We start from the raw sequence: 16002 nt of genomic DNA on the forward strand, positions 1-16002 counted from the left end.
CATCCCCCCCCGGGGGGGGCCCCCCCCCCCCCCGCGGGGGGGGGGGGGGGGGGGGGGGCCCCCCCCCCCCGACACGGGGGTTCCAGGGGGTCGCCCCCCTGGGCAGACATCGCGGCCTCTGGCGAAGGCGGCCAACGGCCGCCGAGCAGGATGAGGCCGGCTCGTGGGCGTACGTGGTTTCGAACCACGGACCTCTGCCGTGTGAAGGCAGCGCTCTACCACTGAGCTATACGCCCGAGCCGCAAGCGCATCCGACTGGTTCGGCCATCTGGATCAACCACGTGGTGGTCGATCGGGGTGCCGTCGATCGGTTGGCTGCGTGGTCAGCTTACACAACCCGACTGGAGGGGTGGAACGGCCCGTCCAGCGAGCCCTGTTCGCGAGACGCCTGATGTCGAGGCAATGTCCAACCGATGTCCCGACGATGTCGGATCGCTGGGCATGCCATGGGTGTTCGCCGGCACTCGTCGTGATTGAGGGCCGCGTCACAGGGAACGATGTCGGGGCACGGCCGCGGCAGTGGGCTCCGTGTCCGGGAGGGTCCCGGTGAGGTCCGGAACGGGCCCGACGCCACCTCCCGTGGCTCGGACCGCCGCCGGGTCGCACCGACACCGGGACCTCACGGACCTGGGCACCTTCCCCAGGGATCCGCCGACGCGGCTAGATGAGGACCCCGGGTCTCCTGAGCCGGGCAACTCGCTCGAACCGCCGTAACGGATGTTGTCTTGGCATAATCTTGTTTCCGACGAGACGCAGAGAGGGAACCATCTCGTTACACGGGTGCTCGCCCGCACCACCGCACCGCTGAGAGGCCGCCCGATGACTATTCGTCACGACTCCATCACCGCAGAACTCGCCCTCCGGCTCGTCGTGCCCGGAGGGGCCCCGGTCCCCGTCGCCGCGACGGTCCGGTACGAGCCCGACGACCCATACGCGGTCAGCATCGGGTTCCGCACCGGAGCGGACGAGGTGGTCGAGTGGACCTTCGCTCGACAGTTGCTCAGTGACGGCGTGCGCCGCCCGGCCGGCGACGGCGACGTCCAGGTCTGGCCGGCCGCGCAGTCCGGCGGACGGATCGTCTGCCTGTCACTGTCCAGCCCGTCTGGGCACGCGCTGTTCGAGATGCCTCGTTCCGAGGTTCTCGCCTTCCTGCGTCGCACCTACGCGGCGGTCCCGCTGGGCAGCGAGAGCGACGTGATCGATCTCGATGCCGAGCTGGCCCTGTTGATCTGGGGCGGCCCCGACCGGTGACGCGCACGGGTCGGGCGGTTCGCGCCCGGCCCCTGAGCATCCGGTGCGGGCACCGTCCGGCGAACGAGATCGCCAGGCCCGCCCGGTGGGTACCTCCACCGGGCGGGCTTTCTCGCGTTCAGGGGCCGGTCCGCCAGCCACCGCCGGGCGAGCGGCCGCCGACCCCTCGAGCGCTGACCGCCCCGCGCGTCAGCGCTCGGCCAGGAAGTGCAGGATGCCGGCGGCGATGCCCTCGGCCGCGCGCTGCCGCCAGGCCGGGTCGGTCACGCGGGCGGCGTCCGCCTGGTTACGCATGTTGGCGCACTCGATGAAGACCTTGGGGGCGCTGGAAAGGTTCAGACCGCCCAGGTCGGAACGCTCGACGACGCCGTTCTGGCTTCGCAGGTAGTCCGCGGGTGGCTCCGCGGTGGCCGCCGCGAAGGTGTCCCGCAGCCGGACCGCGAGCCGGGCCGACGGTTCGACGATTCCGGGATTCACGGCGCCGGGGGCATGGGCCGGGGCGATGACATGGAAGCCGGAACCCTCCGGCGGCCCGCCGTCGGCATGGATGGAAACCGCCAGATCCGCGTGCGCCTCGGCGGCGGCCCGGCCGCGCACGTCGACGCACGGCCCGATGCCGGCGTCGTCGGTCCTGGTCAGCACCACGGTCACGCCACGCGCCCGGAGCAGGGCAGCCGCCCTGTTCGCCACGTCGAAGGTGAAGGCGTGCTCCGGGTAGCCGTCGTCTGTGCTGGCCCCGACGGTGTCGCACTCCTTCTGGAAGCCGCCGGCGTCCACCAGCCGGGCGATCTGGGCGGCGGCCGCCCCGTTGCCGCCGTTGTGGCCAGGGTCGAGGACGACCACCCGGCCACGCACGTCGGCGCTGGGAAACGCGACCGCCCCGGCCGTCGGGAAATGGCCCGCGGCCCCTCCACCGTCCCCGCCGCCACGGCCACCCGTCGCGCCGCCGACCACCACTCCCAGCGCGCCCATGACCAGCACCGCCACCACCGCGACCAGCACCTGCGCGGGCCGGGACAGCCCGCGCCCCGCCCGCGCCGGCCGGGACGACCCGCGGGACGCGCCGGAGCCCGTGGCGGCCGCGGCCGCCAGCGACCGCCGCCCGCCCGCCCGCGCCGGCCCGGTCCGGCTCATCGGGGCCCCGTCGGGCACCGGCGCCACGCCGGGTACGGCCCTCCCGCGGGGTGCCTCCCGCGGGAAGCCCCCCGGGCCCGCGGCCACGGGGCCGGCCCCTCAGGCGGTAACAAAGTCGATGAGCTCCTCGACGGCGCGCAGGAGACCGACCTCCAGGTCGGCGTAGCTGTCCACGGAGGCGAGTACTCGGCGCCACATCTCGGCGGGCTCGCGCACTCCCAGCGCGCGGCACACGCCTTCCTTCCACGGCTGCCCGCGCGGCACCTCGGGCCAGGCCCGGATGCCGACCGAGGCGGGCTTCACCGCCTGCCAGATGTCAATGTACGGGTGACCGGTGACCAGAACGTGCTCGCCCGGGACGGAAGCCGCGATCCGGCTCTCCTTGGAACCGGCGACCAGGTGGTCGACGAGCACCCCGAGGCGCCGCCCGGGGCCGGGACGGAACGCGGCCACGATCTCCGGCAGGTCGTCGACCCCGTGGAGCGGCTCGACGACGACGCCCTCGATCCGCAGGTCGTCGCCCCACACCCGCTCGACGAGCGCCGCGTCGTGCAAACCCTCGACGTAGATCCGGCTGGCCCTGGCGACCCGCGCGGGCGCCTCGGGCACCGCGATCGAGCCGGAGGCGGTCCGCGCGGAGCCGGCCGGCTTCGCGCGCCGTGGGCGAACCAGCGTCACCCGCCTGCCCTCGAGCAGGAACGCGCCCTCTTCCAGCGGGAAGAGCCTGCGGACGCCGAACCGGTCCTCGAGCGTGACGCCGTCCGCGTCGACCCCGACCACCGCTCCGCAGAAGCCGCTCACCGGGTCCTCGACGACCAGATCGGGTTCTATCTCGACGACGGGAACCGGCGCTGGCGCCTTCTTCGCGGACGGGGCCAGCACATCTCGCCCATAGTCGCGGCTACGCATGCGAACAAGCCTAGGATCGCTGCAGGAGGGCACCCAACGGGGCCGTGGGAGGCGCCAGACCGATGACGACCTACGGGCCCGAAGTGGCGTTGATCGTCGTGGACCTGCAGAACGACTTCGCGACACCCGCGGGCAGCCTCTACGTCCGCGGCGGCGAGGAGATCGTCGGGGCGGTGAACGACGAGGTTTCGGCCGCCGTGGCCGCCGGCTCACCGGTCTTCTGGACCCAGGACTGGCACCCTTCGGTCACGCCGCACTTCGTGACGTCCGGCGGCGTCTGGCCGCCACACTGCGTGGCGGGGACGCCGGGAGCGGAGTTCCACCCGCGGGCCCTGGTGACCGGCGAGATCATCCGTAAGGGCGCGGACGGCGCGGACGGCTACTCGGGCTTCTCCGTGCGCGACCCCGAGTCCGGCGAGCAGCGGTCCACGGTGCTCGGCGACCGGCTCGCCACGGCCGGCTGCCGCGAGGTCGTGGTCGTCGGCCTCGCCGGCGACTACTGCGTGAAGGAGACCGCGCTCGACGGCCGCCGCCTCGGGCTCGACGTCGTCGTCCCGCTAGCGCTGACCCGCTTCGTGAACCTCGAGCCCGGCGACGACACGGCGGCCATCGCCGAGCTACGCGCCGCTGGCGTCCGGGTCGAGCCAGCGGCCAGCGCGGCCTGACGTCACCGCCGGCCGCGGCGGCTGGGTCAGAGCCGGCGGCCGGCGGCCTCGCGCCCGCCCACGGCCGAGGCCGCGGCGCCGAACGCGCATGGCCCACCCGGATCGCCGCCGACGGTGGCGGCGACCGCGGTGGGCCAGCTGATCAGATCTGTTCTGAGGTTTGGTCAGGCGCCCCCGGCCGTAGCCGCGCGAAAATGGCGAAGCCTCGCGCGGCGGAGGCCGTCAGGCGGCCCCGGCCGTAGCCGCGCGAAATATGGCGAAGCCTCGCGCGGCGGAGGCCGTCAGGCGGCGCAGTCGCGGCAGATCATCCGGCGGGAGTCGACCAGCTGGCTGCGATGGTGAACCAGGTAGCAGCTCGTGCAGGTGAACTCGTCGGCCTGACGGGGTAGCACCCGCAGGTTCAGCTCCTCGCCGGACAGGTCAGCGCCGGGCAGGTCGAGCTCGGTCTCGAACGGGTCGACTTCATCACCGAGGTCGGCCGCCGCGTCCGCCCGCCGCGCCTTCAGGGCCTCCAGGCTCTGCTCAGGGGCCTCCTCGAGGTCCGCGGTACGGGGGGTGTCGTAGTCGGTGGCCACTTCATTTCTCCCAGATGGTCGGGGCCCTGCGGAATCGGCGAAGCCGGTTTCGAAGGTCGCGCTCCTCGTGCCCAACCCACAACGCACGACTGTCCGGCAATGTGCCCACGACACCCTCCGGACTTTCCTGTGTCCTTCGCCACACGGAAGGACCGCGCCGGTGCACAGCGTGTCCGGGTGCCGCCGCGTTGGCGCATCCCGGACCGCCGGACGCGCCGGGAACGGGCTGGGAGGCGGGGTCAGCCCGTGCGGCGCAGCCAGGTCACCGGAGCGCCGTGCGCACCGCGGCGCAGCGGCTCAAGCACGTCGTCCCAGTCGGTGCCGAGCAGCCGGTGCAGGCCGCGGGCCAGGGTGTCGCGGCCCTCGCCGCGCTCCAGCAGGGCGCGCAGCGCGGCCTCGCCGATCACGACGTCACCGTTCGCGGCGATGCCGACCCGGTGCAGGCCGAGTTCGGGGGTGTAGGAGTAGCGCTCCGCGTCGCAGCCGGGAGAAGGGCCCTCGACCACCTCGAAGGTGACATGGCCGAGGCGACGCAGGCGGGTCGCCAGCCGGCCGGCGGTGGCCGGCGCCCCTCGCCATTCCAGCCCGGCGTAGAGGTAGCCGGGCCGGGCCGGCTGCGGCGACCACGTGAGCGACACCGTCGCGGAGAGCGCGCCGGACACGGCGAACTCCAGGTGTGGGCACAGCGCCGGTGGGCACGCGAGCACCGACAACATGCCCGGCACCACGTTCGACGCTGGGCCGTATGACAGCCCAGAGGCTGACGACATGACCACGGGGACCTCCGTCGACGAGGAACGCCTTCCCCTTGCGTCTCGTCTTGGGCGGTTCACGTAGGTACGCATAGATCGTGCCATGACGCGGGGGTCCCGGCCACCCCTGGTAGGCACCAAAAAGAGCCATCTCACCGGCCGGGCCCGCCGCGGATGTCGCGGTGGCCTCCTGACGGGGCCGGCGCCGCGGTCCCGAGCCGACGACAGGCCAGGACGGCCCCGTCCACCTATCCGGCGGGTGGGGCATCCCGGGCGGACGTGGGCAACGACGACTTGTTCAGCGGTCTGGTCGGGGGCGTGCCGCCCTCGGCGGGAGCGGCGGGGGCGGGCCTTTCGGCGGGCTGTCCAGCCTCCGCGGCCCGCGTGCCGAGGAGGCTGGACAGGTCGCCGAGGCCGCTGCCGAGGGCGCTGGTCAGCTCGCTGGGGACGATCCACAGCTTGCTCGCCTGGCCCTCCGCGATACGCGGCAGCGTCTGCAGGTACTGATAGGCGAGCAGCTTCGGGTCGGCGTCACCGGCGTGGATGGACGCGAAGACGGTCTCGATCGCCCGCGCCTCGCCCTCGGCCCGCAACACCTGCGCCTCCCGCTCGCCCTCGGCGCCGAGGATGGCCGCCTGCTTGGCGCCCTCGGCCCGCAGGATCGCGGCCTGCTTCTCACCCTCGGCCCGCAGGATCTCGCTCTGCCGGACGCCCTCGGCCGTCAGGATCGCGGCCCGCCGGTCCCGCTCGGCGCGCATCTGCTTCTCCATCGAGTCCTGCACCGAACGGGGCGGGTCGATCGCCTTGAGCTCGACCCGGTTGACCCGGATGCCCCACTTGCCGGTCGCCTCGTCGAGCACGCCGCGCAGCTGGCCGTTGATCTGGTCTCGGGAGGTCAGCGTCGCCTCGAGGTTCATCCCACCGATGACGTTGCGCAGCGTGGTGACGGTGAGCTGCTCGATCGCCTTGATGAAGTTGGCGATCTCGTAGGTGGCCGCGCGCGGGTCGGTCACCTGGAAGTAGATGACGGTGTCGATCCCGACGACCAGGTTGTCCTCGGTGATCACCGGCTGCGGCGGGAAGGTGACGACCTGCTCGCGCAGGTCGATGCGCTCCCGGACCCGGTCGATGAACGGCAGGACGATGGCGAGGCCGGGGATCAGCGTGCGGTGGTAGCGGCCGAGCCGTTCGACGACCATCGCGCGCGCCTGTGGAACGATCTTGACAGCTCGGAAGACGAACACCAGGACGACGAACGACAGGACGGCAACCGCGATCAGCCCACCGCTCATGGCAACTCCCCTCGCGGGACGTCGAGTCCCGGGATCTCCTCCTGGTGGACGATCGCGGTGGCACCGTCGATGCGCAGCACCCGCACGGCGCTACCGACGGGGAGCACGCTGTCCCCGGGGTAGGCGCGCGCGGACCAGATCTCACCCCTGATCTTGACCCTGCCGTCATGCCGGTCCACCGGCTCGACGACGACGCCGTCGGCACCGATCAGCGCCGCCGTCCCGGTCGCGACCTGAGGAGTGGAGATCAGGTGGCGGCGCGCGATCGGCCGCAGCCCGAACGTCAGCCCACCGGCCGCCACCACGAACGCCAGGACCTGCCAGACGACGCCCGCGCCGAGCAGTGCCACGAGGGCCGCGGCCAGCGCCGCGAGCGCCAGCATCAACAGGTAGAGACCGCCGGTCAGCAGCTCGCCCACCGCGAGCCCACCGGCGACGACGAACCAGATCAGTTCGGCGGGCACACCTTCATCGTAGGCCCGATGACGCGCCGCGCGACCGTTCGCTGTCGCCTGACGGACAGGACCAGCAGGGCTGTCCGCGAAGAGTTGTCAAGACCTTCGGCGAGCCGCCTCGCCGTCGGATCCCCCCAGTTCCGTAGGCTTCGCTGGTATGTCGCAGGTCTGGCCTGGCCACCCGTATCCCCTGGGTGCCACCTATGACGGGTCGGGTACCAACTTCGCGCTCTTCTCCGAGGTGGCGGAGAAGGTCGAGCTGTGCCTGTTCGACGAGGCCGGCGCCGAACGCCGGGTCGAGCTGCACGAGAAGGACGCCTTCGTCTGGCACGGCTACCTGCCCGGCGTCCTGCCGGGGCAGCGCTACGGCTACCGGGTGCACGGCCCGCACGACCCCGCCCGCGGGCTGCGCTGCAACCCGACCAAGCTGCTTCTCGACCCGTACGCGAAGGCGGTCGACGGCGAGGTCGACTGGGACCAGGCCGTCTTCGGCTACACCTTCGGCGACCCGGACACCCTGAACACCGCCGACTCCGCGCCGCGCATGCTGAAGTCGGTGGTCATCAGCCCGTTCTTCGACTGGAACGGGGACCGCCCGCCGCGCACCCCGTACGACCGGACGGTCCTCTACGAGGCGCACGTGCGCGGCCTGACGATCCGCCACCCCGGCGTTCCGGAGCGCTACCGCGGCACGTATGCCGGCGTCGCCCACCCGGTGATGATCGAGCACTACCAGAAGCTCGGGGTCACGGCCGTCGAGCTGATGCCGGTGCACCAGTTCGTGCACGACGAGCACCTCGTCAGCCGAGGGCTGCGCAACTACTGGGGCTACAACTCGATCGCCTTCCTCGCCCCGCACAACGGCTACTCCTCCGCCGCCGCCCCCGGCCAGCAGGTGCAGGAGTTCAAGCAGATGGTGAAGGACCTGCACAACGCGGGGATCGAGGTGATCCTCGACGTCGTCTACAACCACACCGCCGAGGGCAACCACATGGGCCCGATGCTGTGCTTCCGGGGCATCGACAACGCGGCCTACTACCGGCTGATGGCCGACGAGCCCCGCTACTACATGGACTACACCGGCACCGGCAACACGATGCACGTCCGCCACCCGCACGTGCTGCAACTGATCATGGACTCGCTGCGCTACTGGGTGACCGAGATGCACGTCGACGGGTTCCGCTTCGACCTGGCGGCGACGCTCGCCCGCGAGTTCTACGACGTCGACCGGCTGTCGAGCTTCTTCGACCTCGTGCAGCAGGACCCGACCGTCTCCCAGGTCAAGCTGATCGCCGAGCCGTGGGACCTCGGCGAGGGCGGCTACCAGGTGGGCAACTTCCCGCCGCTGTGGACCGAGTGGAACGGCCAGTACCGCGACACGGTCCGCGACTTCTGGCGCGGCCAGGACCACGGCATCGCGGAGTTCGCCTCCCGGCTGACCGGCTCCAGCGACCTCTACCAGTTCACCGGCCGCCGCCCGTCCGCCTCCATCAACTTCGTGACCGCGCATGACGGCTTCACGCTCGCGGACCTGGTTTCATACAACGGCAAGCACAACGACGCGAACGGCGAGCAGAACCGGGACGGCGCCGACGACAACCGGTCGTGGAACTGCGGGGTCGAGGGGCCCACGGACGACCCGGCGGTACGCGCGCTGCGCGCCGCGCAGACCCGTAACCTGCTCACGACGCTGTTCCTGTCCCAGGGGGTGCCGATGCTCGTCGCCGGTGACGAGATGGCGCGCACCCAGGGCGGGAACAACAACGCTTACTGCCAGGACAACGAGACGTCGTGGCTGGACTGGTCGCTCGCCGAGGAGAACGCCGACCTGCTCCGTTTCACCGTCGAGGTGTCCCGGCTGCGCCGCGAGCACCCGGTGTTCCGCCGCCGCCGGTTCTTCCACGGCGCCCCGATCCGGGGCACCGGCGACGACGCCCGCCACGGGCTGAAGGACGACGCCCGGCAGGGCCTGAAGGACATCGTGTGGCTGCGCCCGGACGGCGCCGAGATGTCCGACGAGGACTGGGAGTCGGGGGCGGCGCGCACGCTGGCCGTCTTCCTCAACGGCCACGGCATTCCCGACCCGGACGAGCGGGGCGAGCCGGTCGTCGACGACTCGTTCCTGTTGTTCTTCAACGCGCACAGCGAGGCCGTCGACTTCCACGTCGGGCCCGTCGAGCTCGGGGACACCTGGGAGACCGTCATCGACACCCGCCCGTCCTCGCCCGCCCCACCCGGGGCCGACCTCGGTGCCGCCAGCGCCGTTCAGGAACCCCTCGACCGGCGGGTCAAGACCGGCGACCTGGTCACGCTCGACGCCCGCTCGACCGTCGTGCTGCGCCGTGCCAGCTGACTCCTTCCGCCGATCCGCCGGCCCGGCTCGGATAGGGGTGCCCCGATGAACGACGGACCGATGGGGGACGAGCGCACCCGGGTGGTGCCGACGTCGACGTACCGGCTGCAGCTGCACCTCGAGTTCAACTTCACCGACGCCGCCGTGATCGTGCCCTACCTGGCGGCCCTCGGCGTGTCGCACCTGTACCTGTCGCCGGTGCTGGAGGCGGCGCCCGGGTCGATGCACGGCTACGACGTGGTCGAACACGGCCGGATCAGTCCCGAGCTCGGCGGCGCCGGCGGGCTGCGCCGGCTGGCCGCCGCCTGCCGGCGGGCCGGGCTCGGCCTGGTCGTCGACGTGGTGCCCAACCACATGGCGATCCCGACCCCCCAGACGGCGAACCCGGTCTGGTGGTCGGTGCTGCGCGAGGGGCCGGACTCCCCCTACGCCAGCTGGTTCGACATCGACTGGGCCTCACCCGACAACCCGGGCAAGGTGCTGATGCCCTTCCTCGGCCAGCCGCTGCGCGACTGCCTCGCCGCCGGCGAGCTCCGGCTGGTCAGGGGCGGCGACGACGCCGCGGGCGGCGGCCTCGACGGGCTGGCCCCCGACGGCGACGACGACTGGGTCCTCGTCTACCACGACCACGTCCTGCCGGTGGCGCCGGGCACCGCCGACCCGGACGACCTCGCCGGCACGCTCGACGCCCAGTACTACCGGCTGTGCTGGTGGCGCGCCGCCGGCACCGAGCTGAACTACCGCCGGTTCTTCGACATCACCACCCTGCCGGCGCTGCGGCAGGAGGACCCGGACGTCTTCGCCGCCACCCACCGGCTGCTGATCGACCTCGTCCAGGCCGGCACCGTCGAAGGGCTGCGGATCGACCACCCCGACGGGCTCGCCGACCCCGAGGAGTACCTGCGCCGGCTCTCGGACGCCACCGGCGGTGTCTGGACCGTCGTCGAGAAGATCCTCGAGGGCGACGAGTCGCTGCCCGAGTCGTGGGCCTGCGACGGCACCACCGGCTACGAGGCGCTGAACCGGGTCACCCGGCTGTTCCTCGACCCGATGGCCGCCCGCCCGCTGGCGGCGCTCTACGCCGAGGTCTCGGGCGAGGCGCCCGACTGGGCGCACGCCGCGCACCAGGCCAAGCTGGACGTGCTCGACAACGTGCTGCGCCCCGAGCTGGACCGGCTGACCACCCTGGCGCTGACCGAGGCGCGCCGGGAACGCGCGGACCTGACCCGCACCGGGCTGCGCGAGGCGCTGCGCGAGGTGCTCGCCGGCTTCGCCGTCTACCGGGCCTACGTCCGCCCGGACGGCACCCCCTCGCTGGAGGCCCGTTCCCACGTGGTGCGGGCCTGCGAGACGGCCCGCCGGCGGCTGCCGCGCCGCTCCACCGAGATCGACCTGATCGAGGACCTCGCGCTCGGCGGCCCGGCGGAGTTCGTCACCCGCTTCCAGCAGACCTGCGGCCCGGTCATGGCCAAGGGCGTCGAGGACACCGGGTTCTACCGCTTCGGCCAGCTCATCGCGCTGAACGAGGTCGGCGGCGACCCGGGCGCCTACCCGGCGTTCCCCTGGGGGCACCCGCGCAGCGCCGTGCACGAGTTCCACGAGGCGAACGTGACGACGGCGCGGACCTGGCCGCTGACGATGACCACGCTGTCCACGCATGACACGAAGCGCTCGGAGGACGTGCGGGCCCGCCTGGCGGTGCTGTCCGAGGACCCCCGCGGCTGGGCGGACGTGGTCCGCCAGCTCGGCCGGCTCGGCTACCGGCACACCGACGCCGAGCGCGGCTGGCCGGACCCGGTCACCATCTACCACCTGATCCAGGCGCTGGTGGGAGCGTGGCCGATCTCCGCGGAGCGGGTTCGCCAGTACATGGTCAAGGCGGTCCGGGAAGCCAAGGCCCACACCTCGTGGACCGACCAGGACCCCGCCTACGAGAACGCGCTCACCACCTACGTCGACGCCGCCCTCGAGGATCCCGACTTCGTCGGCGCGCTGGAGAACTACGTCTCGACGATCGTCGAGCTCGGCCGGCAGAACTCGTTGGCCGCCCGGCTGCTGCAGCTGGCCGCGCCCGGCATCCCCGACGTCTACCAGGGCCAGGAGCTCTGGGACCACTCGCTGGTAGACCCGGACAACCGCCGTCCGGTCAACTTCGGCGAGCGCGCGAAGCTGCTCGGTGAGCTCGGCACCGACCCGGTGCTACGCCGCCCGCCGGCCCTCGACGACACGGGAGCCGCCAAGCTGCTGGTGGTCTCCCGGGTCCTGCGGGTGCGCCGGGAGCACCCGGAGTGGTTCGGCCCCGGCGCCTCCTACCGGCCGCTGTGGGCGTCCGGCTCGGCCGCCGAGCACCTGGTGGCGTTCGTCAGGGCCGAGTCGGTGGTGACCGTCGTCCCCCGTCTCGTCCTCGGCCTGCGCCGCGGCGGCGGCTGGCGCGACACCACGCTCACCCTCCCCGACGGCCGGTGGCTCGACGTCCTCACCGGCCGCCGCCACGACGGCGGCACCGCCTACGTGCTGCGCCTCCTGCGTGACTTCCCCGTCTCCATGCTCATCCGCGTCCCCTGACCTCACCCGCGCCGCCCGCGGCGGCGCCCTCCTCGACGGCGCCCCTCCCGCCGCCGCGCGCGACGGCGGCTCCCTTCCGGGCGTCGTCCCGCGGCGGCGCGCCCGACGGGCCGGCCGGCGTGACGACGCCCGCCGGGGCGGTGCCCTTGAGCACGGCCACGATGGCCATCGCGTGTCCACGGCCAAGCCCGTAGTCGGCGGCCAGCCAACGGATCACGTCACCGGCCTTGACCGCGGGCCCGGTCAGCCCCCGGTCAGCGGCGAGGCGAACGAAGTCGTCGGGCCCGAGACCCGTCCTGTCCTTGATCGTCCGCAGGTATCCCTCGAAGGTCATGGTTCGGTTCTCCGTTCGGATGGTGAGTTGACGAAGATCATCGGCACGCCCGCGCGGACCGGCCCGGAGATACCGCTCATGGCGTGTCCCGTTCTGGGTCCGCGGGCTCCCGCGGGTTCGCGCGGCCGCGCGGCAGCCCCGCGAGCTTGGCGCCGAGCACGGCCCTGTCCGCCGCGCTGTCGGTGAGGCCCAGCGCGGTCCGCAGCCGCGTCCCGGCCGCGGCGACCTCGCCGTCAGCGAGATCGAGTTCGGCCAGAGCCGCGTGGAGGAGGTGGAACCGGGTCATGCGCGCGTCGGCCAGGAGCGGCTCGAGAATCGTCCTGCCCGCGGCGGTGCCACGCGCCTTCCAGTGGGCGATGCCGCGGTTGAGCTCGACGACGGGGCCGGGGTTGCTCGCGGCGTACGCGTCGTAGAGCCGCGCGATCTCCGCCCAGTCGGTCAGCTCCGCGCTGGGCGCGCGCGCATGGCAGGCGGCGATGCCGGCCTGAGCGGTGTAGGGGCCGCCGCCGAGCGCCCGGGCCCGCTCGAGGCCCGCCAGCCCGCGGCGAATCAGGAGCCGGTCCCACAGCATCCGGTCCTGCTCCTCCAGCAGCACCGGCCCGGTCGGGCCGTGGCGGGCCCCGAAACGGGACGCCTGGATCTCCAGGAGCGCCAGCAGGCCGTGCGCCTCGGCCACCCGCGGCATCAGGTGGGCCAGCATCCGGGCCAGCCGCAGGGCCTCCCCCGTCAGGTCCTGGCGGGTCCACGACTCTCCGGAGGTGGCCGCGTAGCCCTCGTTGAAGATGAGATACACGACCTCCAGCACCGAGGGCAGCCGCTGGGCCTGCTCGTCGGGCGTCGGATCCTCGAACGCGATCCTCGCCTGGGCGATCGCGCGCTTGCCGCGCGCGATCCGCTGGCCGGCGGTCGTGGACGGCACCAGCTGCGCTCTGGCGATCTCCTGGGTGGTCAGTCCACCGAGCAGCCGGAGCGTGAGCGCCACCCGGGTGTCTCGCCCGAGGAGGGGGTGGCAGCAGATGAAGATAAGCCGCAGCAGGTCGTCCTCGATGCGGCCGTCGACCCGCGCCTCGAGCCCTTCTTCGTCGGATGTCATCGATGCCCGCTCAGCCATCTCCCGGTATCTCGCGTCGCGGCCGGCCTCGCGGCGCACCACGTCGACCGCGCGCCGCTTCGCGACGGTCATCAGCCAGGCGCCCGGCCGGTTCGGCGGGCCGTCGACCGGCCAGTGCTCGATCGCGGTGACGAAGACGTCCTGCGCGACCTGCTCGGCGAGGCCGGGATCCCTGGTGATCCGGGTCGCTGTCGCGACGAGCTTCGGGAACTCGAGACGCCAGAGCGCCTCGAGGTCCGCGCGCCACGCCTCGCCGGTCAGCTGAAGTCCCCGGGACCACCAGGACCGCCCGGACCACCGGGAGCGGCGACCTGACGGATCTCGACCTCGCACCCACCGTCGTGGACGACGGCGAACCGGCGGCCCCATTCCTTCGCCTCGGCGAGATCCCGGGCCTCGATGAAGGCGATTCCGCCGACCAGTTCCTTCGCCTCGGCGAACGGCCCGTCGGTGACGCTGATCTCGCCGTCCTGGGCCGTGATCCGGGCCCCGGCCGAGCTGGGCAGCAACCCGTCGGCCTGCAGGAGGACCCCGGCGGCGGCCGCCTCCGCCATGAACTCGCCCATGCGGGCGAACAGCTCGGGGCTGGGCGGGTTCCCGGCCTCGAAGTCCTCGTTGGTCTTGCTCATCATCAGGAACCGCATGGACGTGGCCTCCTCGGCTGACGACAGCGCCCGCGGAGCGCGGGCGCACTACCGCGTCGAACGGACATGGCCAGTTTCGACATCGGTCCGCACCAAAGTTCCAGCCGCCGCGATGTCGAAGCCCCGGAGTGCTGGCCGACGTACAGCCGTCAACCACCATCCAGCCAGGAGGAGATCCGCATGCGCCCCCTCACCGCCCACTACTTCGTCTCCGTCGACGGCATCGTCGACTCACCGCAGGACTGGCACTTCCCGTACGCGAATCCCGAGGTCATGAGCGTCGTCGGCGAGGCGACGGCCGGCGTCGACGCCCTCCTGATGGGCCGGCGCACGTTCGAGGAGTGGAGGGCCTTCTGGCCGGGGCAGTCCGGCTTCCCGCTCGCCGACTTCATCAACAACACGCACAAGTACGTCGTGACCGGCACCCTGTCCGACCCCGGCTGGGGACCGGCCACGATCCTCGCGGGCGACGCCGTCCCCGCGGTCAGGGATCTGAAGGACCAGCCCGGCGGGCGGATCGCCATCAACGGCAGCGGCACTCTCACCCGCGCCCTGCTGCGCGCCGGTCTCGTCGACGAGCTGCACCTGCTCGTCCATCCCGTGGTGGTCGGAGCGGGCAGGCACCTGTTCGAGGACGGCGGCGCCCCGGTCGGCCTCGACCTCGCCGCCCAGCGGACCTTCGGCAACGGCGTCACCTACCACGTCTACAAGCCCGCGGCCGCCGACGCCGCGGCCGCCGCGGCCTGAGAGATCACGCTCGCGGCCGGCGAACTGACGAACCGCTCCCAGCAGCACGCGCCGCGCGCGGGCCGAGCAAGGCCAGAACGTTTCCGACGGCCGCGCTCACCACCGCCATCCGCGACTTCATGGCCCCCGTTGACACCACCCCTGCCTGGCCCCCATCCACCATGCAGACCCCACCGGTACACCAACGGACCCGCCGTGCCGAGAGCCTCCTCTCGGCACGGCGGGTCCATGGCCAGACCATCTCAAGCGCCAGCAACATCACCGAAGGACAATCGACCGAAGGACCCCCAGCCAACCCACACAAACCCGACACCAAAGCGACCACAACAAAAAGCGGCCACGTCCGAAGGACGAGCCGCTGGGGGGTGTCGGGGGACGAAGCCCCCTGACACGGGGGTTCCAGGGGGTCGCCCCCCTGGGCCAACATAACGCGGGAGCCCGCGAGCCTCCCCGAAGGGAGGCGAGCAGAGAAGCCCCGATCGCGTGGGCGATACTGGGATTGAACCAGTGACCTCTACCGTGTCAAGGTAGCGCTCTCCCACTGAGCTAATCGCCCTCAAGGGTTTACACCCGAAAAGTGCGAGGCGGAGGCGGGAATCGAACCCGCGTACAGGGCTTTGCAGGCCCTTGCCTAAACCACTCGGCCACTCCGCCGGAGGAGGCCGTTATGGGCTGAGACCTCTTGACCTCGCTACTTCCGAGCGGACGACGGGATTCGAACCCGCGACCCTCACCTTGGCAAGGTGATGCTCTACCAACTGAGCCACGTCCGCGTGTGCTGACCACTCTACAGGACCGGAGTCCCGTTTCGGCAACCAGGTTGGCCACCCGGTTGCCATCGTGGATCTTTACCTTGCGCCTCAGAAGCTTACCAGAAGGTTTCCAACCGCTTTGTTCGGTGTGGTTTGCCTTCGTTTGGCTCGCTCCCGTCGGGCGCAAGTAGCACTCTAGCGGACGAGGAGGCCGATCGTCGAACCTCGCGCGAGCGTCGTCCAGATGTTGCGCGACACTCCACGCCATCGGTCGGCCGTGGACGGATGCGTGGGCGCCGACACCGGTGCCGCGGCGGCGGCGAGGCGGCCGCGAGGCGCCGGACCCGCCAGGACACGCCCGGTCCCGGGCCTTGATCCCCAGATGTGAGCCCGGGTCCGAGTCAGCGCCCTCGGGACTCGGCGCCGGCCCCAGTCTCGTCGACCACGCCGGCCACGAACCCGC

At 72.3% G+C, this 16002-nt stretch carries 14 protein-coding genes and 4 tRNA genes; 5 read left to right on the plus strand and 13 right to left on the minus strand.

Translation table 11 applies throughout. The annotated features are described in order from the left end of the window. Nucleotides 1-164 precede the first annotated feature (164 nt). A tRNA-Val gene (locus I6A81_RS16940) sits at nucleotides 165-236 on the minus strand. Between the two features lie 583 nt (nucleotides 237-819). Between I6A81_RS16940 and I6A81_RS16945 the strand changes: the two genes are divergently transcribed. Further along, nucleotides 820-1251: an SsgA family sporulation/cell division regulator gene (locus tag I6A81_RS16945; RefSeq protein ID WP_007520135.1), complete on the plus strand. Its 432-nt coding sequence runs from the start codon at nucleotides 820-822 to the stop codon at nucleotides 1249-1251. A 189-nt stretch (nucleotides 1252-1440) separates the two neighbouring features. Here the strand turns inward: I6A81_RS16945 and I6A81_RS16950 are convergent, their stop codons facing one another. Both I6A81_RS16950 and I6A81_RS16955 read right to left on the minus strand, forming a co-directional pair. Continuing rightward, nucleotides 1441-2223 carry an N-acetylmuramoyl-L-alanine amidase gene (locus I6A81_RS16950; protein WP_203005494.1) on the minus strand — a complete coding sequence of 261 codons (783 nt, stop codon included), beginning with the start codon at nucleotides 2221-2223 and terminating at the stop codon, nucleotides 1441-1443. 261 nt (nucleotides 2224-2484) lie between these two features. Continuing rightward, nucleotides 2485-3294, minus strand: coding sequence for a DUF3097 domain-containing protein (locus I6A81_RS16955; protein WP_203005490.1), 810 nt, complete (start codon nucleotides 3292-3294; stop codon nucleotides 2485-2487). Between the two features lie 62 nt (nucleotides 3295-3356). On the opposite strand from I6A81_RS16955, the gene I6A81_RS16960 reads away from it, so the two are divergent. Then, complete coding sequence (locus tag I6A81_RS16960) at nucleotides 3357-3959, plus strand: isochorismatase family protein (RefSeq protein ID WP_203005489.1); 603 nt, start codon at nucleotides 3357-3359, stop codon at nucleotides 3957-3959. Between the two features lie 281 nt (nucleotides 3960-4240). Here I6A81_RS16960 and I6A81_RS16965 read toward each other — a convergent pair whose 3' ends face one another. From I6A81_RS16965 to I6A81_RS16980, 4 genes are all read right to left on the minus strand, one after another. After that, nucleotides 4241-4534 carry a DUF4193 domain-containing protein gene (locus I6A81_RS16965; protein WP_203005488.1) on the minus strand — a complete coding sequence of 98 codons (294 nt, stop codon included), beginning with the start codon at nucleotides 4532-4534 and terminating at the stop codon, nucleotides 4241-4243. 239 nt (nucleotides 4535-4773) lie between these two features. Continuing rightward, nucleotides 4774-5304, minus strand: coding sequence for a DUF3145 domain-containing protein (locus tag I6A81_RS16970; protein WP_203005487.1), 531 nt, complete (start codon nucleotides 5302-5304; stop codon nucleotides 4774-4776). Nucleotides 5305-5534: 230 nt separating this feature from the next. After that, entirely contained in the window at nucleotides 5535-6578 is a 1044-nt protein-coding gene (locus I6A81_RS16975) for an SPFH domain-containing protein (protein WP_203010231.1), read from the minus strand. Further along, nucleotides 6575-7042 (minus strand): NfeD family protein, encoded by a 468-nt coding sequence (locus tag I6A81_RS16980; protein ID WP_307874715.1) that lies wholly within the window; start codon nucleotides 7040-7042, stop codon nucleotides 6575-6577. Before I6A81_RS16980 ends, I6A81_RS16975 begins: the two co-directional genes overlap by 4 nt. A gap of 148 nt (nucleotides 7043-7190) precedes the next feature. On the opposite strand from I6A81_RS16980, the gene glgX reads away from it, so the two are divergent. Next, nucleotides 7191-9386 (plus strand): glycogen debranching protein GlgX, encoded by a 2196-nt coding sequence (gene glgX, locus I6A81_RS16985; protein ID WP_203005485.1) that lies wholly within the window; start codon nucleotides 7191-7193, stop codon nucleotides 9384-9386. 45 nt (nucleotides 9387-9431) lie between these two features. Continuing rightward, the gene (treY, locus tag I6A81_RS16990) at nucleotides 9432-11951 is read left to right on the plus strand and encodes a malto-oligosyltrehalose synthase (protein ID WP_203005484.1); all 2520 of its coding nucleotides are present in this window, start codon (nucleotides 9432-9434) and stop codon (nucleotides 11949-11951) included. On the opposite strand, the gene I6A81_RS16995 is transcribed toward treY, so the two are convergent. The 3 genes from I6A81_RS16995 to I6A81_RS17005 all read right to left on the minus strand — a co-directional run bounded on the left by I6A81_RS16995 (nucleotide 11935) and on the right by I6A81_RS17005 (nucleotide 14040). Next, nucleotides 11935-12285, minus strand: coding sequence for a DUF4287 domain-containing protein (locus tag I6A81_RS16995; protein WP_203005483.1), 351 nt, complete (start codon nucleotides 12283-12285; stop codon nucleotides 11935-11937). The two genes, treY and I6A81_RS16995, sit on opposite strands and share 17 nt — an antisense overlap. A 76-nt stretch (nucleotides 12286-12361) precedes the next feature. Continuing rightward, nucleotides 12362-13729, minus strand: coding sequence for an RNA polymerase sigma factor (locus I6A81_RS17000; RefSeq protein ID WP_203005482.1), 1368 nt, complete (start codon nucleotides 13727-13729; stop codon nucleotides 12362-12364). Then, nucleotides 13654-14040: a YciI family protein gene (locus I6A81_RS17005; RefSeq protein WP_203005481.1), complete on the minus strand. Its 387-nt coding sequence runs from the start codon at nucleotides 14038-14040 to the stop codon at nucleotides 13654-13656. Before I6A81_RS17005 ends, I6A81_RS17000 begins: the two co-directional genes overlap by 76 nt. A 180-nt stretch (nucleotides 14041-14220) precedes the next feature. Here I6A81_RS17005 and I6A81_RS17010 point away from each other — a divergent pair, with 180 nt between their 5' ends. After that, entirely contained in the window at nucleotides 14221-14787 is a 567-nt protein-coding gene (locus tag I6A81_RS17010) for a dihydrofolate reductase family protein (RefSeq protein ID WP_203005480.1), read from the plus strand. Nucleotides 14788-15271: 484 nt separating this feature from the next. Here the strand turns inward: I6A81_RS17010 and I6A81_RS17015 are convergent. The 3 genes from I6A81_RS17015 to I6A81_RS17025 form a co-directional block, all read right to left on the minus strand. Beyond that, nucleotides 15272-15343, minus strand: a tRNA-Val gene (locus I6A81_RS17015). A gap of 26 nt (nucleotides 15344-15369) precedes the next feature. Further along, nucleotides 15370-15441 (minus strand) — tRNA-Cys (locus I6A81_RS17020). A gap of 46 nt (nucleotides 15442-15487) precedes the next feature. Then, a tRNA-Gly gene (locus I6A81_RS17025) sits at nucleotides 15488-15560 on the minus strand. Nucleotides 15561-16002: the final 442 nt, after the last annotated feature.

Source organism: Frankia nepalensis (assembly GCF_016786325.1).
In the GTDB taxonomy this organism is placed as follows: Bacteria; Actinomycetota; Actinomycetes; order Frankiales; family Frankiaceae; genus Pseudofrankia; species Pseudofrankia nepalensis.